The sequence below is a fragment of the Sinisalibacter lacisalsi genome, from assembly GCF_014640115.1.
GTDB classification, from domain to species: Bacteria; Pseudomonadota; Alphaproteobacteria; order Rhodobacterales; family Rhodobacteraceae; genus Sinisalibacter; species Sinisalibacter lacisalsi.
Genome location: NZ_BMGI01000003.1, coordinates 162,229 through 182,809, shown reverse-complemented (window position 1 = coordinate 182,809; position 20,581 = coordinate 162,229). Strand labels below are relative to the sequence as shown.

Below are 20,581 nucleotides of genomic sequence, written 5' to 3'. Positions count from 1 at the left end.
TCACCTTGTTTGGCGAAGCTTTGCCCATGGGCACGAGGCCCGGGACGGATGGAGAGGGCGATGAAGGCGGAAGACCTGTTTACCGAGGAGCGCCGCGCGCGGCTGGCGGCGGAACGGCTGCTGGCGCAGAAGGAAGCGGAACTGCACGAGGCCAACCGAATGCTCTCGCGCCATGCCATCTCGTTGACCGAAAACCTGGTGGAAACCCGCGAGCAGGTGGAGGTGGTGCGCGGCGAGAACACCAAGGTCCGAAAGGATCTTGCCCGCGCCAACACCGAGGTCGATATCGCCAAGCGCCGCTTGTGGAACTCGATCCAGTCGATCGAGGACGGATTTGCCGTGTTCGACGCCGACAGCCGCATGGTCATCGCCAACTCGGCCTATCTTCAGCCCTTCGACGGGCTCGAATGCATCCGCCCCGGCGCGCATTACCAGGAAATCGTCGAAGCCGCGCTTGCCGAGGGTGTCGTCGACACCGAAGGCATGAGCGCCGGCCAGTGGCGCGAGGAAATGCTGGCGCGCTGGTTCTCCCCCGCCCCCGAACCGCGCGTGATCCGGCTGTGGGACGGCACCTGGATTCGCCTCGTCGACCAGCGCGCACCGGGGGGCGATACCGTCTGCCTCGGCCTCAACATCACCGAAGCGATGCGGCGCGAGGCGGCACTGGAAGACGCCCGCAAGCGCGCCGAGGCCGCCAACCGTGCCAAGTCGGCCTTCCTCGCCAACATGAGCCACGAGATCCGTACGCCGATGAATGGCGTCGTCGGCATGGCCGACCTGCTCGCCGAAAGCGGGCTCGACGACGATCAGCGCGCTTACGTCGACACCATCCGATCCTCCGGCACCGCCCTGCTTTCGATCATCAACGACGTGCTCGACTATTCCAAGATCGAGGCCGAAAAGCTCACCCTGCGGCCCGAGCCGTTCGATCTCGAACGCACGATTCTCGACGTGATCCAGCTCATGGAGCCGTCGATCCGCGAGAAGGGGCTGAAGATCATGCTCGACTACGACATGTTCCTGCCCACCCGGTTCGAGGGCGACCCGGTGCGCATCCGGCAGGTGCTGACCAACCTCGTCGGCAACGCGGTCAAATTCACCGCGCGGGGCCACGTGCTGGTGCGCGTCGTCGGGGTGCCCGAGGGCACCCGCCAGACCTCGCGCATCCACATCGTGGTGGAAGACACCGGGATCGGCATCCCGGCCCACATGCTCGACCACGTCTTCGGCAAGTTCAACCAGGTGGAAGACGAGCGCAACCGGGCCTTCGAAGGCACCGGGCTGGGGCTCACGATCACCCGGCAGCTGGTGGAGCTGATGGGCGGCAAGGTCTGGGTCGAGAGCGAGGAAGACGTTGGCTCGGCTTTTGGCGTGCAACTGCACCTCTCCGTCGTGGAAAGCGAAGACCTGCCGCAGCCGCCGGGCTGGATCTCGCGCGTGCTCCTGGTGATGCAGGACGATCTGCACCGCGCGATCCTCGAAAAGCGCCTCGCCGCCCTTGGCCTCGGCGTGACCTGCGCCTTGTCCGCGGCCGAAGCGCGCGACGGCCGCGCGGCGGCCGCCGACGTGATCATCGCCGATCAACGGCTGCCCGACATGAGCGCGGCGGCATTCATCGCGGTGCTGCACAGCGATGGGATCAACGCGCCGTTGATCCTCGCGGCCGCACCAGGGGAGGGCCGCGCGCAGGAAAGCGGGGTATCCGCGATCCTTGCCAAGCCCATCGCCCGGGCCGAACTCACCACCGCGCTCGCCGGGCTTGAGGCCCCGGCGCCGCGCCCGGCCACCGAGGTTCAACCGCCCGAGGAGGCGCCGGTGTTCGGCTCCCGCCGGGCCGCGCCGCCCGAGCCGTCGCCTGTATTCGGCTCGTCGCGCCTTGCACCCGCCCCGGCCCGCGCGCCGGAACCCGCCTCCACCGGCACAGCTGACGACGCCACGCCCAAGGCCGTCCGCGCCATGCGCATTCTCGCCGCCGAAGACAACCAGACGAACCAGCTGGTGTTCTCGAAGCTGGTTCAAGCCTGCGACGTCGACCTCAGCTTCGCAGCCAATGGTGCCGATGCTGTCGCCGCCTTCGAGGCGGATCGCCCCGATCTGATCTTCATGGATATCTCGATGCCCGGGATGGACGGAAAGGAAGCCACCCGTCGCATCCGCGCCATCGAGGCGGAACGCGGCCTGCCCCCGGTGCGCATCGTCGCGCTCACCGCCCATGCGATGTCCGGCGACGCCGAGGAGATCCTCTCGCACGGCCTCGACGAACATCTTTCAAAGCCACTGAAAAAGAGGGAAATCCTCGCCGAGATCACCGCCGCGTGCCCCGCGAACGCACGCCCGCCCGTGGCCGATGATTGCGACGCCTGAGCGCGGCGCTCAGCCAGCGTTGAGAAACACCATCCGGTCGCCCTCGCTCATCTCCGGGCGATACCGATAGCCGCCGGTGTCGAACGCCTTGAGCGCCTGCGGGTCTTTGAGCCGGTTCTGGATGATGAAGCGCGCCATCGCGCCGCGCGCCTTCTTGGCGAAGAAGGAGTTGATGCGCGGCCCATCGGGATGCTCTTCCATGAACACCGGGGTGATCACCCGCAACCGCAATGCCGGCCGGTCGGCGGCGGTGAAATACTCCACCGAGGCGCAGTTGACGAGAATTTCGGTGCCCGCCGCCTCGGCATCGGCGTTGAGCTGTTCCGCGATCCGGTCGCCCCAGAATTCGTAGAGGTTCCGCCCGCGCGGGTTGGCGAGGCGCGAGCCCATTTCCAGCCGGTGCGGCTGGATCACGTCGCGCGGGCGCAAGAGGCCGTAAAGCCCCGAAAGGATGCGGAAGTGCCGCTGGGCATAGTCGATCTCTTCCGGGTCCAGCGAGGCTGCTTCGAGCCCGCTGTAGGTGTCGCCGGCGAAAATCTCGATCGCCTGTTTCTCGCCGAGGCCCGACCCGAACGCCGCGAACCGATCCACGTTGAGCGCGGCGAGCTTGGGCGAGATATGCATCAGATTTTCGAGCGCGCCCGCGTCAAGGCCACGCGCCGTTTCGGCGAGCCTTGCCGCCTCGTCGAGAAAACGCGGCGAGGTGCCGTTCTCGGCTCGGGGGGCAGTTTCGTTCAGGCGCTTGGCGGGGGAAACGACGATCAGCATTTTGTCCTTCAGAAGTTCATGAGGTCGGTCACCTCGCCGGCGGTGAAGAGATCGCTCCCGGGCGCGCCGTCGAGATGTTTTTCGAGAAAGGCGCGCAACCCGGAGCGAATATCACCCCGGGTGAGGCCGAGATAGCCCGGATCGGCGGCCCGCGCGCGCTTGTGCTCGGCGAAGTAGAGCGCGGCGTAACCGCTGGTGTCGCCCTCGGGTGTGTCGCAGGCGCGGGCGAGGAACGAGACCCGCGCCAGAAGCTCGCCCCCATCGACGTTGTCGACGGCATGGGTGGCAAGCGCCGAAGCCTCCTCGGCCGGGTAGAGCCCACAGCCGATCTGTTCGATCTTTCCGGGCGTGTAGATATCGGCGTGAACGCCGAACACGAGGTAATCCGCCGCCATGGCGAACATCAGGTCCCAATAGGCGTTGCGTTCGTCGATCACGCTCCACTGGATCTCGCCGCCATCCGGGCCGTTCAGCCCGATCGGGTCGAACCCGCCGCCGCCCGCGCGGTTGATCGCGTTGATGGTGCGGAAGGCGTTCAGGTGCGCCCCGAACCGCTCGGGATCCGGGGCTTCACGCACAAGGCCGGTGATGGTGAACATTTCAAGGATCTGCCCCAGCAGCGCCCGCTCCCGCCCGCAAGCCCGGGTGATCTCGGTGGCGACCTGTGCCGCCTCGGCGGGGGACAGCGCGCCGTCGCGCGCCTTCTGGCTGAGATCGAAAATGCGTTGGCTCGCGTCCGCCGGACAGTCGGCCGCCTGCGCCATGCCGGGCAGGGCGGGGAACAGCAGCGTCAGGGCAAGGGCGAGATTACGCAGCATGGGGGCCTCGGTCTGGAGTCCAGCCAAGGTAGGCGCGCGGGCCGGTCGGCTCAAGCATCGGCGATGATTTCGAGCAAGGCCGCGCCAAAACGGTCGAGCTTCGGCTCCGACATGCCGGCGATACGCGCGAGCGTGTCGCGCGAGGCCGGGCGGCGCTCGGCGATCTGGCGCAAGCTCGCCGGGCTGAGGCTGAGCGGCTTTTCGGTGCCATCCTCGCCCCGCGCAAGCGTGCGCGCCACCGCCTCGAGGCGATCATAGAGCGCACCCGCGTCGCGCCCCGCCAGCCGGCGGCGGTTCGGGTGCATCTCGGGCGCTTCGCCCGCGATCACCTCGAGGAAGGCGCGGCCGTAGGTTTCCAGCTTCTTCGCGCCCACCCCCGAGATCCCCGCCATCTGGTCGAGCGTGGTCGGCCGGGTTTCGGCCATCTCGATCAGCGTCTTGTCGGTGAACACGACGTAGGCCGGCACGCGGGCGGCCTCGGCGAGCGCCCGCCGCTTGGCCTTCAGCGCCGACAGCAGAGGCGCGTCCTCGTCCGAGACCAGCGCCCGCACCGCCGGACGGCTCTTGCGCGCCTGCCGGATCGCGTCACGCCGCAGCGTCACCTTCCCCTCGCCGCGCAGCACCGGGTGGGCCTTCTCGGTCACCCGCAGCGCACCGTGGCGCGCCGGGTCTGGCCGAACCAGGTCAAGCCCCATCATCTGGCGAAACACCGCCTGCCACTCGCGCCGCGACATATCCTGCCCGACGGCCCAGGTGGGCAGGTTCATGTGGCCGCGCGCGCGGGTCTTGTCGGTCTCAACGCCGGTGAGAATGTCGATCAGGTGGCCCGCGCCAAACCATTCCTCGGTGCGCAGCGCCGCCGAGAGCGCCTTCATCACCGGCACGGTGCCGTCGAAGGTCTCCGGCGGCGTGTCGCAGGTGTCGCAGTTGCCACAGGGCTCGGCGGACTCGCCGAAGTAGGCGAGCAGCGCCTGGCGGCGGCAGGCAGGGGTTTCGGCAAGGCCCAGCAGCGCGTTGAGCCGGGCATGGTCGGCGGCGCGGCGCTCTGCTGGGGCAAGCCCCTCGTCGATCTGGGCGCGGCGCAGGCGGATATCGTCGGGGCCGAACAGGGTGAGCGTTTCGGCCGGCGCGCCATCGCGCCCGGCGCGCCCGATTTCCTGGTAATAGGCCTCGATCGACTTCGGCAGATCGGCTTGCGCCACCCAACGGATATCGGGCTTGTCGACCCCCATGCCGAAGGCCACCGTCGCCACCACGATCAGCCCGTCCTCCTGCTGAAACCGGCGCTCGACCTCGCGGCGTGCCTCGGCCTCCATGCCGCCATGATAGGCCACTGCCGCGTGCCCCTCCTCGCGCAACGCCTGCGACAGAGACTCGGTCTTGGCCCGCGTCGCGGTATAGACGATGCCGGGCTGGCCGCGCCGGGCGGCGGCGAAGGCGAGTATCTGGGCGCGCGGGCTGTCTTTCGCGGCGAAGGCGAGGTGAATGTTGGGCCGGTCGAACCCGTGCAGGAAGGCGCGGGGCGGCGCGCCGTCGAACAGCTTGGCGACGATCTCGGTGCGGGTTTCGGCATCCGCCGTGGCGGTGAAGGCGGCGAGCGGCACGTCGAGCGCGCGGCGCAGATCCCCGATACGCAGGTAGTCGGGCCGGAAATCATGCCCCCACTGGCTCACGCAATGGGCCTCGTCCACCGCGATCAGCGAAACGCCGGCGCGGCGCAGGAGGTTCAGCGTGCCGCCCGACGCAAGCCGCTCGGGCGCCATGTAGAGCAGCTTCAGCCGGCCTTCGGAGATCGCGGCGAACACCGCGTCGGTTTCATCGTCGGTATTGCCCGAGGTCAGCGCGCCGGCCTCGACGCCAGCGGCTTTCAGCGCCCGCACCTGGTCACGCATCAGGGCGATGAGCGGCGAGATCACCACCGTCACGCCATCGCGCAGCAAGGCGGGCAACTGGAAACAGAGCGACTTGCCACCGCCGGTGGGCATGATCGCCAGCGTGTTTTCGCCCGCTGTCACGGCGACCACGATCTCCGCCTGTCCGGGGCGGAAGGCATCGAATCCGAAAACCGATTTCAGAAGATCAAGATCGCGGGGCATGGGGCAGGCTGCTCGGTGATTGGCCAGCACAATCCCACGCCGCCCGCGCCGGGGCAACCCGGATCAGATGAAGGCGTAGTAGTAATTCGCTACCAGTTGCCGCAGGAAGAACAGGATCAGCAGCACCACCAGGGGGGCGAGGTCGATCCCGCCGAGATCGGGCAGCAAGCGGCGGATCGGGCGATACATCGGCTCCACCAGCCGGTTCAGCCCGTACCAGATCTGGCTCACCAGCGGCTGGCGCAGGTTGAGCACCTGGAAGTTCACCAGCCAGGAGACGATGATATGCGCGATGACAACGAACCAGACCACGCCGAGCACCGCGACGAACAGCTGGAACAAAGTGGCGAGGAGTGGAGACATCTGGCGGCACCCTTTTCTGCTACGCCCCCCAACTAGGGGCAAGTCCGGGCCAGCGCAAGACTGACGGGCCGTTGTGGTTGACCATGCCGCGCGCGCCGGGCACGAGGGGGCAAAAGGAGGCCCCCCGGATGTATCCCTTCGTGCGCATGATGAAAGAACTCGTGGTGCATTCGCGCGCCGAGAGCCTGCCGCTCGATGGCACCCACGTGAGCTACCACATCTGCTGGCCCTGGGATCTCGACCTCTGGATGGAACTCAACAACGGCCGCACCCTCACCCTGTTCGATCTCGGCCGCATTCCGCTCGGGCGGCGCACCGGGCTGGAGGCGGCCTTGCGCGCAAAGGGCTGGGGGCTGACCGTGGCCGGCGTTTCGGTGCGCTATCGCCGCCGGGTTCGGCTGTTCGACCGGATCGAGATGCGCTCACGCGCGGTGGGGCACGACGCGCGTTTTCTCTACATCGAGCAAAGCATGTGGAAGCGCGGCGAGGCTACCACCCACGCACTTTTGCGCATCGCCGTCACGGGCCCGGACGGCATCGTGCCCTCGGCACAGGTGATCGCGGCCCTCGGGCATGACCCCACCCCCGGCGACTTGCCGGGCTGGGTGCAGGCCTGGATCGAGGCCGATGCCGAGCGCCCCTGGCCGCCCGAGATGTAGCTTGCCCAATCGCGGGTTTTCGGGTCTCTTTCCCGCAAACCGAGGGAAAGCAGGCATGAAAGCGATATCGCTCAGGAAACGCGTTTGGGGATGGTGGTGGTTCGACTGGGCCAGCCAGCCTTACAACACCCTGCTGATCACCTTCATCTTCGCGCCCTACGTCAAGGAACTGATCGGCGACGGCGCGCGGGCGCAATCGGCCTGGGGCTTCGGCATCGGCGCGGCGGGCTTCATCATCGCGCTGCTTGCGCCGATCCTCGGCGCGATGGCCGATATCTCTGGCAACCGGATGCGCTGGATCTGGGGCTTCTCGGCGATGTATGTCGCCGGAGCCTCCGGGCTGTGGTGGGCCGCACCGGGCGATTTCAACCTCATCCTCGTGCTGGTTTTCTTCGCCGTCGGCATGATCGGCATGGAATTCGCCACGATCTTCACCAACTCGATGCTGCCCGATCTCGGCACCCGGGAAGAGATCGGCCGGATCTCGGGCAACGGCTGGGCCTTCGGCTATCTTGGCGGGCTGGTCGCGCTCGTCATCATGCTGACGCTGTTCGCCGAGAGCGCCAGCACCGGCAAGACCTTCATCGGCATCGACCCGATCCTCGGCCTCGACGCCGCCGAGCGCGAGGGCACCCGCGCGGTCGGGCCGCTCACCGCGATCTGGTATGCCGTGTTCATGATCCCCTTCTTCCTCTGGGTGCGCGATCCCAAGCCGGTCGCTCCGCCGCGCGGCGCGCTCAAGCGGGCGCTGGCCGACGTGTTGGCAACGCTGCGTGGATTGCCCCGCAACCGCTCGCTGTTCGCCTATCTCACCAGTTCGATGCTCTACCGCGACGGGCTGAACGGGATGTATGTCTTCGGCGGCATCTACGCCGCGGGGGTGCTGGAATGGTCTGTCGTCGATACCGGCGTGTTCGGCATCATCGCCATCATCACCGGCGCGATCTTCGCCATGCTGGGCGGGCGGGCCGACCAGACATTCGGCCCGAAACCGGTGATCACGGTTTCGATCCTCGTGCTGACGCTCGTCGCGATCACCATCGTCTTCATCTCGCGCGAGGCGGTGTTCGGCATCGTTCTTCCCGAGGGCTCGAACCTGCCCGACGTGATGTTCTACGTCATCGGCGCCCTGATCGGCGCGGCGGGCGGCACGATCCAGGCCGCGAGCCGCACGATGATGGTGCGCCAGGCCAACCCGGCGCGGATGACCGAGGCTTTTGGTCTCTACGCCCTCGCGGGCAAGGCCACCTCGTTCATCGCGCCGCTCTCCATCGGCGTCGTCACCACGATAAGCGGTAGTCAGCAGATCGGGGTGACGCCCCTGATCGCGCTGTTCCTCTTCGGCCTGGTTCTGCTAATCTGGGTGAAACCCGACGGCGAAAAGGCCTGACCGATGCGTGTTTCCCCGCTCCTGCCCCTCGTGTTCGCGCTTGGCCTGACCGCGTGCGGCGATGCCGGTGGCGGTGGCGAGACCACGACAACCAGCACCCTGCCCCGCGCCACCGCGACAGGCGGCATCCTGTCCACCTCGAACGAGCCCGCCAAGCAGCTTTTCGGCCCGGTGCAGACCGCGTCGCGCCAGGCCCCCGAGAGCTTCGGCGGCTACTCGCAAGGCTGCCTCGCCGGCGCGGTGCAACTGCCCGAAACCGGCCCCACGTGGCAGGCGATGCGGCTCAGCCGCAACCGCAACTGGGGCCACCCCGACCTGATCTCCTACGTCCAGCGGCTTTCCGCCAGGGCCGCCGCCCAACCGGGCTGGGCCGGGCTCTATGTCGGCGACATGAGCCAGCCGCGCGGCGGGCCGATGTCTTCGGGTCACGCCAGCCACCAGCTCGGGCTCGACGTCGATATCTGGATGCTGCCGCCCAAGCGGCTCGACCTCAGCGCGGCGGAACGCGAGAGCCTGTCGTCGATCTCAACGCGCCGCGCGAACGGGGCCTACGTCAACGACAACTGGACCCGCGCGCATCACGAGGTGATCAAGGCCGCGGCCTCCGATCCGGCGGTGGCCCGCATCTTCGTCTTCGCCGGCGCCAAGGTGCAGATGTGCAAGGACGAGAAAGGCGACCGCGCCTGGCTGCGCAAGGTCCGACCATGGTACGGGCATCACTACCATTTCCACGTGCGCCTCGCTTGCCCGCAGGGCGACAGGACCTGCGTTGACCAGGCCCCGCCGCCGCCGGGCGACGGCTGCGCCGATGCCGAGGAATGGGTGGACAATATCCTCAACCCGCCACCGCCCGACCCCAACGCCAAGCCGGCGCCGCCCCGGCCTGCCATCACGCTTGCCGATCTGCCGAACCAATGCGCCTCCGTCCTGCGCTCGCAATAGCTCTACTCGTGCTGGTCGCGCCCGCGACCTCGGCACAGGACGATGGCCGCGCAGATTTCGCCTCGCGGTTCGCGTGGTCGATCGACGACGCCGATTTCGGCGGCTGGTCGGGGCTGGAGATCGCACCGGACGGCCGCCGCTTCTTCGCCGTGTCGGACCGGGGCAGTTTCATGTCGGGCACGATCCGGCGCGACGAGCGCAACCGGATCGTCGCCATCGACGATGTCACGCTGCAGCCCCTGCCCCATAGCAACGGCAAGCCATTGCCGCGATACTTCACCGACTCCGAGGGCCTTGCCATTTCGCACACCGGCGAGGTCTTCGTGTCTTTCGAGGCCGAACACCGGGTCATGCGCTACCCGAGCGTCTCGCTCGAGTCGGCCACGGAACTGCCCGCGCATGGCTCATTCGAGCGGATGAAGAACAACAGCTCGCTCGAAGCCCTCGCCATCGACGCCGATGGCGCGCTCTACACCATGCCCGAACGCTCGGGCGGGGCGAACCGGCCCTTCCCGATCCTGCGTTTCAAGGATGGCGCCTGGACGCGCTACCACAGCCTCAAGCGCGAGGACGATTTCCTCCCCGTCGGCGCCGACATCGGTCCGGACGGGCGGTTCTACCTGCTCGAACGCACGCTGGTGGGGATCTTCGGCTTCGCGGCCCGGGTTCGCAGCTTCGAGATGACGCCGCAGGGCCTGCGCAACGAGATGCAGCTGTTTCGATCGCCCGCGGGCACGCATGACAACCTCGAAGGGCTCGCCGTGTGGCGCGATGACGATGGCAAGATACGTCTGACGATGATCTCCGACGACAACTTCCGCTTTTTCCAGAAAACCGAGTTCGTCGAATACGTCATAGCGGAGTGACTTGACGGCGCACCCGCCGGAGCGTAGGTGCGGCGCGTTCCCGCTTCGGGCACCAAGTCTCCGCAACCTTGTCAAAACGGATACATCATGGTTCGCATCCTCCCCGGCATTCTTGCCATGGCCACCGTCGTGGTGGCCTCCAACGTCCTCGTCCAGTTCCTGTTCGGCAACTGGCTCACATGGGGCGCATTCACCTACCCCATCGCCTTTCTCGTCACCGACGTGATGAACCGCGTCTACGGCCCCGGCCCCGCGCGCAAGGTGGTGTTCGCGGGCTTCGTCGTCGGCGTGCTGTGCTCGCTCGTCGGCAGCCAGATCGAGCTTCAGGGCGATGGTTACACCTATCCTGCCGTCAGCCTGCGGGTGGCGGTCGGCTCCGGCGTCGCCTTCCTCACCGCACAGCTTCTCGACGTGGGAATCTTCAACATGTTGCGGCGTCGCCAGTGGTGGCTGCCGCCGCTGGCCTCCACGCTGGTGGGATCGGCGGTCGATACTGCGCTGTTTTTCACCATCGCCTTCGCCGCCTCGATCACGATTTTTGGGGCCGAGGCCGATGCCGCGATCAACTGGGCCTGGGACGAGCTGCCCTTCCTCGGCGTCGGCGCGGTGGTGCCGCTGTGGGTGAGCCTCGCCTTCGCCGACTGGCTCGTCAAACTTTCGCTCGCTTTGGTGGCACTTGTGCCCTTCCGGGTGCTTGTTACGAAACTTTCACCAGATACAGCGTGATTTTTGTTGACCCACACAAAATCTGTGGCAGGCTTTCCTTATCGCAACAAAATTTGCAGAGAAAGGAGGTGTCCATGTCTAGAGATTTCGGGGAGCGAGGTGCCGGGACAAGGTAGAAGCGCGCTTCCGGGGCAGCCCCCGGTGGCAAGCGGGCTAGTTTGGCGCATCGTCTAACCGGCCCCACCTCCAGACTTCTCGAAGGGCCACCCCAGCGGTGGCCCTTTTCGATTGCGGCGGCAGGATTTACAACGCTCCACAGTGCCGAAACGCGGAGGTTCAAACCTTCCCGGCGGCAAGACAGCGAAGCTCAAACTTTCAGAGGCCACCCATGGCGATCCGGATCGACGACAAGGTGACCATCGCCGACTGGGAGCTCTCCGAGAGCTTCACCCGGTCGTCCGGCCCCGGCGGGCAGAACGTCAACAAGGTGTCGTCCGCCGTCGAACTGCGCTTCGAAGCTGCCCGCAGCCCCGCGCTCACCCCCGCCCAGAAGGCCCGGCTGAAACGCATCGCCGGCCGCAAATGGACGAGCGAGGGCGCGCTCCTGATCCGGGTGGAAGACACCCGCAGCCAGGCCCGCAACCGCGAGATCGCCGAGGAACGGCTGGCCGAAATGATCCGCGCCGCGCTGGTGCCGCCGAAACGCCGGGTGCCGACGAGACCAACGCTGGGCAGCAAACGGCGGCGGATCGAGGCGAAGAAGAAGCGGGGGGAAGTGAAGGCGATGCGGGGGAAGGTATCCGATGACTGATTTGACAGCCCGCCGCGCGCGTGTCCTCGGCCCGCGCATGACCACCTTCTACCGCGAGCCGGTGGAGATCGTACGCGGCGAGGGGGTCTGGCTTTGGGATGCCGGGGGACGGGCCTATCTCGATGCCTATAACAACGTGCCCCACGTCGGCCACGGGCATCCTCGTGTCGTCGAGGCCGTTGCCGACCAGCTCGCCACGCTCAACACCCACAGCCGTTACCTGCACGAAGGGATCGTGGCCTACGGCGAGCGGCTGACAGGGCGGCTGGGCGAGGGGCTGGACGTGCTCACCATGGTCTGCACCGGGTCGGAGGCCAATGACATCGCGCTGCGCATGGGCTGGGCCGCCACCGGCAAGACCGGGCTGATCGGCACCGATGCGACCTATCACGGCAATACCCACCTGGTCAGCCAGTTCTCGTCCGGGCGCACGCCGATCGGCGGGCGGGTGGACTGGGTCCGCCGCGTGCCCGCGCCCGACAGTCTGCGCCCGCTCGGCGGCAGCGCCGAAGCGCAGGCGGAGGCGTTCGCGGCGGGGGTGGCGCGGGCCATCGACGAGCTGGAGGCGGCGGGCCATGGCTTTGCCGCGCTGATCCTCGATCCGTTCTTCGCCAACGAGGGCTTTCCCGATCTGCCGCCGGGGTTTATGGCGCCCACGCAAGCCGTGGTGCGCGCGGCGGGCGGGCTTGTCATCGCCGACGAGGTGCAGCCCGGCTTCGGCCGCACCGGCGGGCATTTCTGGGGCCATGAGCGGATCGGGCTGGTGCCGGATATCGTGACCATGGGCAAGCCGATGGGCAATGGCTACCCGGTGGCGGGCGTGGTGACGAGGGGCGAGATCGTCGAGGCGTTCCGCCGCGATTTCGGCTATTTCAACACCTTCGCGGGCACGCCTGTGGCCGCCGCCGCCGCGAGCGCCGTGCTCAACGTGATCGAGGCGGAGGGGCTGCAGGCCAACGCGGCGGAGGTGGGCACGCACCTGCTGGCGGGGCTGCGCGCGCTCGATCATCCGCGCATCGCCGATGTGCGCGGCGCGGGGTTGTTCGTGGGCGTGGAGTTCACCGAACCGGGCGGGCTGGAGCCGGCGCCGGAGTTCACCGCCGAGGCGGTGGAGCGGATGCGGGAACGAGGCGTGCTGATGCACCGGATCGGGCGCGGCGGGAACATCCTCAAGATCCGCCCGCCGATGGTTTTTTCGCGCGAGAACGCCGAGCTTCTGGTGGCGACGCTCGGGGAGGTTCTGGAGGGAATGGATTGAGCGAGATCGACGAGGCGCTCGGGCTGTTCGGCGGGCGGGCGGCCCGGCTGGTGAGCGAACGCGAGAACGCCGTTTATGCTGCCGACCTTCCCGGTGGGCGGGCGGCGGTTCGGCTGCACCGGCCGGGCTACCAGACGCCGGAAGCGATCCGCTCGGAGCTGGACTGGATGCGCGCGCTGGCCTCTGCCGGCGTGGCCGTGCCCGCGCCGCTGGCCGGGCCGGTGGTGCTTTCCACCGGCCGGGTGGCGACGGCGGTCGCGTGGATGGAGGGGGCGCCGCTCGGCGAAGGCGGCGAACCGCTCGCGGGCGATCCGGTCACGCAGCAAGCCCGGTTTCGCGCCGTGGGCCGGGCGGTGGCGGATCTGCACAACGCCTCCGACGGGCTCGACCTTGGCGCAGGGTTCACCCGCCACGCCTGGAACATCGACGGGCTGCTCGGCGCCGCGCCGCTCTGGGGGCGGTTCTGGGAAAGCCCGGCGCTCGACGCGGAGGAGCGCGCGCTGGTGGATGCGGCGCGCGCGAAGGCGCACGGGATGCTCGGTGCCTTCGCCACGAGCGGCGGCGACTACGGCCTCATCCATGCCGACGTGCTGCGCGAGAACGTGCTGATGCGGGCGGATGCGGCGATGCTGATCGACTTCGACGATGCCGGCTGGGGCTTTCGGCTCTACGACCTCGCCACCTTCATGACCCAGAACGAAGACGAACCGAATGCCGAAGCCTTGCGCGATGCGGCCCTGCAAGGCTACCGCGAGGCGCGGCCGCTTTCCACCGAGGACGAAGACCTCCTGCCGATGTTCGTGATGCTGCGCCGCTTCGCCTCGATGGGCTGGATCGTGCCCCGCGCCGCGCCGGGCGACCCGAAGGTGCGCGCCTATGCGGCAAAGGCGGTAACGGCGGCGCGGGCTTTCATGGCGAATGCCTAGCCGGGAAACCAGGGGTCCATCTCCTCGAGGAACCGCTCGTGATCGGGCTCGGGAAACATCGGGTCGGGCTCAAGGATCTCGCCCGCGTCATAATCCGGATCGGCCATGCACATCTCGGGATAGAACCCGATGCGGCCCGTCACGTAGTGCCGATAAGCCACCACGCTGATCGCCTCCCACGCCTCGGCGCAGAACATCGCCTGCGCCCCCGGCATGGCGTCGAACACGTGATGCAACTCGCAGGTGGCTGCGAATTGCTCCAGCCGAGGGCCGCTCACCCCCGCCTCGCGGTAGGCTTCAACGAGGGCATGGCAGCACTCGGTGTAGAAGCCGCAGTCATGGGCGCGCGCCTGAGCAGGCATCACGGCCAGCATGGCCAGGAGCAAAAGATGGAACGGCGCGCGCATGCCTGCCTCCCTTGTCGGGATGCGGACATTCTACGCGCTCGCGAAGGCGCGGGTCCAGCGACGCTGGCGTCGCACCCCGCGGCTTCATGGCGGCGAGAACCGTCGCGCGCTTCGGAGTAGCCGCTAGACCACAACCTCCCGCGCGACCTGCTTGCCGACGTGGAACACCCGTTTGTAGCGTTCGACTTCCTCGGCCGGGCCCATCGCCTTGTTGGGGTTGTCGGAGAGCTTGACGGTGGGCTTGCCCTCCGCCGCCACCGCCTTGCAGACCAGCGAGAAGGGCGCGAGGCTGTCATTCGGGGTGAGGCCGCGGAAATCGTTGGTGAGCAGGGTGCCCCAGCCAAAGCTCGGGCGGACGCGGCCGGCGAATTGTTTCTGAAGCTCCACGATCTTCTCGGCGTCGAGCCCGTCGGAGAAGATCACCATCTTCTCGCGCGGGTCTTCGCCGCGCGATTTCCACCATTCGATCGCGGTCTCCGCCCCCTCGACCGGATCCCCCGAGTCGACGCGGATGCCGGTCCAGCCCGCCAGCCAGTCGGGCGCGTTCTCGAGGAAGCCCTCGGTGCCGAAGGTGTCGGGCAGGATGATGCGCAGGTTGCCCTCGTGCTCCTCGTGCCAGTCGGCCAGCACCTTGTAGGGGGCTTCGGCCAGTTCCTCGTCGCTCTCCGCCAGCGCGGCGTAGACCATCGGCAACTCGTGGGCATTGGTGCCGATCGCTTCCAGATCGCGGTTCTTGGCGATGAGGCAGTTCGAGGTGCCGACGAATTTTTCGCCCAGCCCTTCCGTCATCGCCTGCACGCACCAGTCCTGCCACAGGAAAGAGTGCCGCCGCCGGGTGCCGAAATCGGCGATCTTCAGGCCATCGACGGCGCGCAGGGTTTCGACCTTCTGCCACAGCTTGGTCATCGCGCGGGCGTAGAGCACCTGCAGCTCGAACTTGTCCATGTTGTTCAGGACCGCCCGCGAGCGCAGTTCCATCAGCACCGCGAGGGCGGGGATTTCCCACATCATCACCTCGGGCCAGCTGCCCTCGAAGGTCAGCTCGTACTGATCGCCGACGCGTTCGAGGTGATAGGGCGGCAGACGCAGGGTTTCGAACCATTCGACGAAATCGGGGCGGAACATCTGCCGCTTGCCGTAAAACATGTTGCCGCGCAACCAGGTGCTTTCGCCCCGCGTGAGCGAAAGCGTGCGGATGTGATCGAGCTGCTCGCGCAATTCGCCCTCATCGACCAGGTCGGCGAGCGGGATCGAGGTTGTCCGGTTGATCAGCGAGAAGGTCACCTGCGTGTCGGGCCGGTTGCGGAAGACAGACTGGCACATCAGGAGCTTGTAGAAGTCGGTGTCGATCAGCGACCGGACGATCGGGTCGATCTTCCAGTGGTGATTGTAGACGCGCGTGGCGATGTCGACCATGGTATACTCCCGGGGCTGTTAGCGCTGTTGGACCACAGTGCGGCGCCGAAATGCAAGGAGTAAGGCATATGCGGGTGTTGGCCTGCCACGGATACGGCAACGGTGAGAACCTCGCCGTCGAAACCCGCCCGGTGCCGGAACCCGGGCCGGGCGAGCTACGCGTGAAGGTTCTGGCCTGCGGCGTGAACGGGTCGGACTGGGAATTCATCTCGGGCCACCCGGCCTATGGCTGGATCACGCGCGCCTTCATGCGCGGCCGCAACGTGTTCGGCTCCGACGTGGTGGGCATCGTCGACGAGATCGGGGAAGGCGTGCGCGGGATCGCGCCGGGAGACCGGGTGCTGGCGGACATTTTCGGAATCTTCGGCGGGTTCGGCGCGTTCGCGGTCGCCAAGGCCGATCTCTGGGTGCCGGTGCCCGATGACGTGAACGACGTCGCCGCCGCGGCGCTGCCGCAGTCGGGCACCATCGCGATCGAGGGCATCCATGACCGGGTGCGGCCCGGGATGACGGTTCTGATCAATGGCGGCGGTGGCGGCTCCGGCCTGCTCGCGATCCAGATGGCGAAGGCCGGGGGCGCGACGGTCTGGGGCGTCGACACCGCCGGCAAGGCCGCGGCGATGACCGAGGCGGGCGCCGACCGCGTGCTTGATTTCGAGCGCGAGGATTTCACCGCGCAACACGAGCGGTTCGACCTCATCCTCGATCTCTGGGGCACGCGCCCGGTGCGCCGGGTGCGCGCTGCCCTCGCCCCCGGCGGGCGCTACATGATGGTGGGCGGGCCGTTGCGCCGGTTGATCGGCGTTGCGGCCTGGGGCGGGCTCAGCTCGCTGTGGTCCGACCGCAAGGTGGGCGTTCTGGCGGTGAACCAGGGGCCGGGCCGGCTGGTGGAGCTTCTGGAGTTGGTGCGGAGCGGGAAGCTGCGCCCGGTGATCGGCGAATGCGCCGCGCTGGAAGACGGCGCCGGGGCGATCGCCCGAATGGGGCGGCGCGAGATCGCGGGCAAGCTGGTGATCCTGCCCTGAGCCGCCGTCAGGGCTCGAGCGTCACGCCTGCCTGCTGCATGTTCCTGATCGCCGCGTCGAGCGAGCCATCGAGGTCGATGGCCCGGCAGGCCGAAAGCTTGACGTTCACCTCGAAGCCGAGCCGGGCGGCATCGAGCGCCGACCAGGCAACGCAGAAATCGGTGGCGAGCCCGGCGAGAGTAACGCGGCGCACCCCGCGCGTGCGCAGGTAGCCTTCAAGGCCGGTGGGCGTGGTTCGATCGTTCTCGAAGAAGGCGGAATAGCTGTCGATCTCCGGGCGGAAGCCCTTGCGCAGGATCACGTCGGCGGTTTCGACGTGGAGATCTTCATGGAATTCGGCGCCGTCGCTGCCCTGCACACAATGATCGGGCCAGAGCACCTGCGACCCGTAGGGCATTTCCACGGTTTCGAAGGCGGCGCGGCCGGGGTGCGACGAGGCGAAGGAGCCGTGGCCCAGCGGGTGCCAGTCCTGCGTGAACACGCGCACCGGGAAGTCGCGCAGGATGCGGTTGATCTCGGGCACGACCTCGTTGCCCTCGGCCACCGCAAGTGCGCCGCCGGGGCAGAAATCGTTCTGCACGTCGATCACGAGAATGGCTTCGTCAGAGGCGTGTGGCATCGGCGTTTCCCCCTTTGCTTCAATGGGTAAGCGGGCGCGGGGCGCCGGTCAACCGGGCTCAGCCGCGCCAGGTGAGAAAGACCCGCCCGCCGCCTCTTTCGATCACCATCTGCCAGGTGCGGCGATCGTCGTCGGCGGCGGCGAGGAAATCGGCCATCGAGCGGATCGCCTGGCCGTTAACCTGGCTGATCACATCGCCGGGCTGGAAATTGCGCGCCCGGCCGGGGTTTTCCATGCCGAGCACGATCACGCCTTCAAGCTCGCGCCGAAGCCCCAGCTGCTCGGCCAGCAAGGGCGAAAGTTCCTGAACCACGAGGCCCTGGAACGGACCGGGGCGGGCGATGGTCACCGGGGCGGCGCCGATCGCCTCGCTCGCGGCGGCGGCGGCGCGCATCTCGACACCGACGATCCGCCGCGCCCCGTCCGACAGCAACGTGAGCGGCACGATGCTGCCCAGTTCCTGCAGCGAGAGCCGGAAGCTGAGTTCGCCCGGCGCATCGAGAGCATGGCCGCCGATCTCGAGGATCACGTCGCCGGGCCGCACCCCGGCCTCGGCGAAAGAACTCGCCGGGGCCAGCGCGCGCACCAGCAGCCCCTGCGGGCGATCAAGCCCGAGCGCCTCGGCGATATCGGCATCGACCGGCTGCACCTCGATCCCGGCCCAGGGCCGGGTGAAGCTCGCAGCACCCGCCGCCGCCTGCTCGACGACGCGAGCAACGAGGTTGGCCGGGATGGCGAAGCCGATGCCGTTGGAGCCGCCGGAGCGGGTGACGATCTGGGTGTTGATTCCGACCAGCCTTCCCTGCATGTCGACCAGCGCGCCGCCGGAATTGCCGGGGTTGATCGGTGCGTCGGTCTGGATGAAATAGCCGCCGGCGTTGAAGGCGCCGCCGCCCTGTCCGCTGCGCGCGAGGCCGGAGATGATCCCCGAGGAAACCGTCTGCCCGACGCCGAAGGGATTGCCGATCGCGAGCACGAGATCGCCCACCGCGACGGCATCGCTGTCGGCAAAATCGAGCGCGGGCAGGTCTTCGCCGCCGTCGAGGCGGATCACCGCGATGTCGGCCTCTTCGTCGGCAAGCACGAGCTGGCCCGCGTATTCGCGCCGGTCGGCCAGCACCACGCGGATATCGGTGGCGTTCTCGACCACGTGGAAATTGGACACCACCAGCCCCTCACCCACGATCACCCCGGAGCCGAGCGAATTCTGCTCGCGCTGGCGCGGCATCGAGAAATCACGGAAGAACTCGGAGAAGAAGGGATCGTCGAAGAACGGGCTTACCCGTTCAGCAACCAGACGGGTGGCGTAGATGTTGACCACGGCGGGCGCAGCCCGATCGACCACCGGCGAGAAGCTCAGTTGCACCTCGCCAGGGCTGTCCGGCACGCGGGTTTCGCCCGCGAGGGATGCCGGCATCAGGGCGAGAACAAGAACAAGGCTCTGAATGATCCGTTTCATGGTGGTCCTCCGTGTGGCTCAGGTTTTGGCGTTTCAGCGCGCGGGATCAAGCGGCAATTCGCCTGCGCCCGGCAGATGGCCGGAAATGGCCTGCACCCGGGGCCTTGATCCGCGCGCCGCCCGGCTGTAGCCCGCTGGGCATGATCAGCGTCTGCGCACTCTACCACTTCGCCCGGTTCGATGACCCCTCCACGCTCGCCGGGCCGTTGCGCGATCTTTGCGCCGACGCGGGCCTCACCGGCACGCTTCTGCTCGCGCCCGAGGGGATCAACGGCACCGTGGCCGGCCCGCGCGCGGGGCTTGACCGGCTGCTTGCCCACGTCCGCGCCCTGCCCGGTTGCGCCGGGCTGGAAGCGAAGTTTTCGACCGCCAGCGCGCCGCCGTTCGGACGCATGAAGGTGCGGCTCAAGCGCGAGATCGTGACCATGGGGCAACCCGACGTCGATCCGCGCGCCCGCGTCGGCCACTACCTATCGCCCGCGGAGTGGAACGATCTCATCGCGCAGGGCGACGTGGCGGTGATCGACACGCGCAACGACTACGAGGTTGCCATCGGCACCTTCGAGGGCGCGATCGACCCGGGCACGAAGAGCTTTCGGGAGTTCCCCGCGTGGTGGGAGGCCAACAAGGCACGGTTTCACAACAAGCGCATCGCGATGTTCTGCACCGGCGGTATCCGCTGCGAGAAATCGACGAACTACCTTCTCGAACAGGGCGTTGAGGAGGTTTACCACCTCAAGGGCGGCGTCCTGCAATATCTCGAAGACATGCCGGAAGACCAAAGCCTCTGGCATGGGGCCTGCTTCGTGTTCGACGAGCGGGTGAGCGTGGAGCACGGCCTGCGGGAGGGGCCGCACCTGCTTTGCCGGGCCTGTCGCCGCCCGCTCGCGCCGGAAGACCTGTCGCGCCCCGAATACGAGGAGGGCGTCTGCTGTCATCGTTGCGCGGGCGATTACACCGAAGCCCAGCGCGCCCGCTTTCGCGAACGGCAGCGCCAGGTCACACTCGCGCAAGCGCGGGGCGAGCGTCACATCGGACCGGCGGCGTGAACGCCGTCAGCGCCACCTGCTGAGATGCAGCGGCAGGCTGCGAAATACCGTGCGCAGCATCAGGAGAATATCGTAACAGAACGTCCGGTGCTCGGCGTAGAGCATGTCGAGCTGGGCCTTTCGCGGCACGCAACGCCGGGTATAGACCTCTTCTGTCTCCGCCGCCGTGCGGCATTTGGAGAGCAGGCGTTCCTCGTGCTTGTGGTAGGACAACGTGGCCAGCCCGGTGATCCCCGGCCGCATCTTGAGAACTTCGGCATAGAGCTCGGGAAACATCTCGACATAGCGCGGATCGGGCGGGCGCGGGCCGACGAAGGAAATATCGCCCCGGATCACGTTGATCAGCTGCGGGAACTCATCAAGCCGGTGATGGCGCAGGAAGCGGCCAAGCGGGGTAACGCGCCGGCGCTTGTGCCCCCCCGAAACCCCGTGATCATTGCGGACCCGGCGCATGGTGCGGAATTTCCAGAGCGTGAATTCCTTGCCCGGACGGCTCACCCGCCTGTGGCCGTAGAAGATCGGCGGCCCGTCGCGGACCAGGACGGCCAGCCCGATCACCACCATCAGCGGCAACAGGACCACGAACATGACAAGCGCCAGGACAAGATCGGTCAGACGTTTCCCGAATGTCATTCTACGCGACCACCTCGAAGGTTTCCGATGTCCCGCAGGAGCACCG

Annotated in this window: 20 protein-coding genes; 11 read left to right on the top strand and 9 right to left on the bottom strand. The window is 67.7% G+C overall.

Features of this window, described 5'->3' with window-relative positions; genetic code table 11:
* Window positions 1–60 precede the first annotated feature (60 nt).
* The gene (locus tag IEW01_RS10305) at window positions 61–2,364 is read left to right on the top strand and encodes a response regulator (RefSeq protein ID WP_229738198.1); all 2,304 of its coding nucleotides are present in this window, start codon (window positions 61–63) and stop codon (window positions 2,362–2,364) included.
* A 9-nt stretch (window positions 2,365–2,373) separates the two neighbouring features.
* Here IEW01_RS10305 and yaaA read toward each other — a convergent pair whose 3' ends face one another.
* From yaaA to IEW01_RS10285, 4 genes are all read right to left on the bottom strand, one after another.
* Window positions 2,374–3,132: a peroxide stress protein YaaA gene (gene yaaA, locus IEW01_RS10300; RefSeq protein WP_188527547.1), complete on the bottom strand. Its 759-nt coding sequence runs from the start codon at window positions 3,130–3,132 to the stop codon at window positions 2,374–2,376.
* Between the two features lie 8 nt (window positions 3,133–3,140).
* Entirely contained in the window at window positions 3,141–3,950 is an 810-nt protein-coding gene (locus IEW01_RS10295) for a hypothetical protein (protein ID WP_188527546.1), read from the bottom strand.
* A gap of 50 nt (window positions 3,951–4,000) precedes the next feature.
* Window positions 4,001–6,046 carry a DNA helicase RecQ gene (gene recQ / locus IEW01_RS10290; RefSeq protein ID WP_188527545.1) on the bottom strand — a complete coding sequence of 682 codons (2,046 nt, stop codon included), beginning with the start codon at window positions 6,044–6,046 and terminating at the stop codon, window positions 4,001–4,003.
* A gap of 63 nt (window positions 6,047–6,109) precedes the next feature.
* A complete protein-coding gene (locus IEW01_RS10285; protein WP_188527544.1) occupies window positions 6,110–6,409 on the bottom strand; it encodes a YggT family protein in 300 nt (99 codons plus the stop codon).
* Window positions 6,410–6,537: 128 nt separating this feature from the next.
* Between IEW01_RS10285 and IEW01_RS10280 the strand changes: the two genes are divergently transcribed.
* The 8 genes from IEW01_RS10280 (at window position 6,538) to IEW01_RS10245 (ending at window position 13,927) form a co-directional block, all read left to right on the top strand.
* Window positions 6,538–7,068 (top strand): acyl-CoA thioesterase, encoded by a 531-nt coding sequence (locus IEW01_RS10280; RefSeq protein ID WP_188527543.1) that lies wholly within the window; start codon window positions 6,538–6,540, stop codon window positions 7,066–7,068.
* 1 nt (window position 7,069) lies between these two features.
* Window positions 7,070–8,458, top strand: a complete 1,389-nt coding sequence (locus IEW01_RS10275) for an MFS transporter (protein WP_368855196.1) — start codon at window positions 7,070–7,072, stop codon at window positions 8,456–8,458.
* Between the two features lie 3 nt (window positions 8,459–8,461).
* On the top strand, window positions 8,462–9,400 hold the full coding sequence (mepA, locus tag IEW01_RS10270) for a penicillin-insensitive murein endopeptidase (RefSeq protein ID WP_188527541.1): 939 nt from the start codon (window positions 8,462–8,464) through the stop codon (window positions 9,398–9,400).
* A complete protein-coding gene (locus IEW01_RS10265; protein WP_188527540.1) occupies window positions 9,373–10,266 on the top strand; it encodes an esterase-like activity of phytase family protein in 894 nt (297 codons plus the stop codon). Before mepA ends, IEW01_RS10265 begins: the two co-directional genes overlap by 28 nt.
* An 87-nt stretch (window positions 10,267–10,353) precedes the next feature.
* A complete protein-coding gene (locus tag IEW01_RS10260; RefSeq protein WP_188527539.1) occupies window positions 10,354–10,992 on the top strand; it encodes a queuosine precursor transporter in 639 nt (212 codons plus the stop codon).
* 328 nt (window positions 10,993–11,320) lie between these two features.
* Complete coding sequence (gene arfB / locus IEW01_RS10255) at window positions 11,321–11,743, top strand: alternative ribosome rescue aminoacyl-tRNA hydrolase ArfB (protein ID WP_188527538.1); 423 nt, start codon at window positions 11,321–11,323, stop codon at window positions 11,741–11,743.
* A gap of 37 nt (window positions 11,744–11,780) precedes the next feature.
* Window positions 11,781–13,001: an aspartate aminotransferase family protein gene (locus IEW01_RS10250; RefSeq protein WP_229738196.1), complete on the top strand. Its 1,221-nt coding sequence runs from the start codon at window positions 11,781–11,783 to the stop codon at window positions 12,999–13,001.
* Window positions 12,998–13,927 carry a phosphotransferase enzyme family protein gene (locus IEW01_RS10245; protein WP_188527536.1) on the top strand — a complete coding sequence of 310 codons (930 nt, stop codon included), beginning with the start codon at window positions 12,998–13,000 and terminating at the stop codon, window positions 13,925–13,927. The genes IEW01_RS10250 and IEW01_RS10245 overlap by 4 nt, the downstream gene beginning before the upstream one ends.
* Here IEW01_RS10245 and IEW01_RS10240 read toward each other — a convergent pair.
* Window positions 13,924–14,334 carry a hypothetical protein gene (locus tag IEW01_RS10240; protein WP_188527535.1) on the bottom strand — a complete coding sequence of 137 codons (411 nt, stop codon included), beginning with the start codon at window positions 14,332–14,334 and terminating at the stop codon, window positions 13,924–13,926. The genes IEW01_RS10245 and IEW01_RS10240 overlap by 4 nt on opposite strands.
* Before the next feature lie 123 nt (window positions 14,335–14,457).
* Window positions 14,458–15,750, bottom strand: coding sequence for a nicotinate phosphoribosyltransferase (gene pncB, locus IEW01_RS10235; protein WP_188527534.1), 1,293 nt, complete (start codon window positions 15,748–15,750; stop codon window positions 14,458–14,460).
* 68 nt (window positions 15,751–15,818) lie between these two features.
* Between pncB and IEW01_RS10230 the strand changes: the two genes are divergently transcribed.
* Window positions 15,819–16,775, top strand: a complete 957-nt coding sequence (locus tag IEW01_RS10230; RefSeq protein ID WP_188527533.1) for an NAD(P)-dependent alcohol dehydrogenase — start codon at window positions 15,819–15,821, stop codon at window positions 16,773–16,775.
* Window positions 16,776–16,782: 7 nt separating this feature from the next.
* Here IEW01_RS10230 and pncA read toward each other — a convergent pair whose 3' ends face one another.
* Both pncA and IEW01_RS10220 read right to left on the bottom strand, forming a co-directional pair.
* Complete coding sequence (pncA, locus tag IEW01_RS10225) at window positions 16,783–17,394, bottom strand: bifunctional nicotinamidase/pyrazinamidase (RefSeq protein WP_188527532.1); 612 nt, start codon at window positions 17,392–17,394, stop codon at window positions 16,783–16,785.
* 58 nt (window positions 17,395–17,452) lie between these two features.
* On the bottom strand, window positions 17,453–18,853 hold the full coding sequence (locus IEW01_RS10220) for a trypsin-like peptidase domain-containing protein (RefSeq protein WP_188527531.1): 1,401 nt from the start codon (window positions 18,851–18,853) through the stop codon (window positions 17,453–17,455).
* Window positions 18,854–18,993: 140 nt separating this feature from the next.
* Between IEW01_RS10220 and trhO the strand changes: the two genes are divergently transcribed.
* Window positions 18,994–19,902, top strand: coding sequence for an oxygen-dependent tRNA uridine(34) hydroxylase TrhO (trhO, locus tag IEW01_RS10215; RefSeq protein WP_188527530.1), 909 nt, complete (start codon window positions 18,994–18,996; stop codon window positions 19,900–19,902).
* A gap of 6 nt (window positions 19,903–19,908) precedes the next feature.
* Here the strand turns inward: trhO and IEW01_RS10210 are convergent, their stop codons facing one another.
* On the bottom strand, window positions 19,909–20,535 hold the full coding sequence (locus tag IEW01_RS10210; RefSeq protein ID WP_188527529.1) for a sugar transferase: 627 nt from the start codon (window positions 20,533–20,535) through the stop codon (window positions 19,909–19,911).
* Between the last annotated feature and the right edge of the window lie 46 nt (window positions 20,536–20,581).

Coding starts and splice junctions, on each gene's coding strand:
- IEW01_RS10305 (WP_229738198.1), top strand. CDS start 61: ATGAAGGCGGAAGACCTGTTTACCGAGGAGCGCCGCGCGCGGCTGGCG.
- yaaA (WP_188527547.1), bottom strand. CDS start 3,132: ATGCTGATCGTCGTTTCCCCCGCCAAGCGCCTGAACGAAACTGCCCCC.
- IEW01_RS10295 (WP_188527546.1), bottom strand. CDS start 3,950: ATGCTGCGTAATCTCGCCCTTGCCCTGACGCTGCTGTTCCCCGCCCTG.
- recQ (WP_188527545.1), bottom strand. CDS start 6,046: ATGCCCCGCGATCTTGATCTTCTGAAATCGGTTTTCGGATTCGATGCC.
- IEW01_RS10285 (WP_188527544.1), bottom strand. CDS start 6,409: ATGTCTCCACTCCTCGCCACTTTGTTCCAGCTGTTCGTCGCGGTGCTC.
- IEW01_RS10280 (WP_188527543.1), top strand. CDS start 6,538: ATGTATCCCTTCGTGCGCATGATGAAAGAACTCGTGGTGCATTCGCGC.
- mepA (WP_188527541.1), top strand. CDS start 8,462: ATGCGTGTTTCCCCGCTCCTGCCCCTCGTGTTCGCGCTTGGCCTGACC.
- IEW01_RS10265 (WP_188527540.1), top strand. CDS start 9,373: ATGCGCCTCCGTCCTGCGCTCGCAATAGCTCTACTCGTGCTGGTCGCG.
- IEW01_RS10260 (WP_188527539.1), top strand. CDS start 10,354: ATGGTTCGCATCCTCCCCGGCATTCTTGCCATGGCCACCGTCGTGGTG.
- arfB (WP_188527538.1), top strand. CDS start 11,321: ATGGCGATCCGGATCGACGACAAGGTGACCATCGCCGACTGGGAGCTC.
- IEW01_RS10250 (WP_229738196.1), top strand. CDS start 11,781: ATGACCACCTTCTACCGCGAGCCGGTGGAGATCGTACGCGGCGAGGGG.
- IEW01_RS10240 (WP_188527535.1), bottom strand. CDS start 14,334: ATGCGCGCGCCGTTCCATCTTTTGCTCCTGGCCATGCTGGCCGTGATG.
- pncB (WP_188527534.1), bottom strand. CDS start 15,750: ATGGTCGACATCGCCACGCGCGTCTACAATCACCACTGGAAGATCGAC.
- IEW01_RS10230 (WP_188527533.1), top strand. CDS start 15,819: ATGCGGGTGTTGGCCTGCCACGGATACGGCAACGGTGAGAACCTCGCC.
- pncA (WP_188527532.1), bottom strand. CDS start 17,394: ATGCCACACGCCTCTGACGAAGCCATTCTCGTGATCGACGTGCAGAAC.
- IEW01_RS10220 (WP_188527531.1), bottom strand. CDS start 18,853: ATGAAACGGATCATTCAGAGCCTTGTTCTTGTTCTCGCCCTGATGCCG.
- trhO (WP_188527530.1), top strand. CDS start 18,994: ATGATCAGCGTCTGCGCACTCTACCACTTCGCCCGGTTCGATGACCCC.
- IEW01_RS10210 (WP_188527529.1), bottom strand. CDS start 20,535: ATGACATTCGGGAAACGTCTGACCGATCTTGTCCTGGCGCTTGTCATG.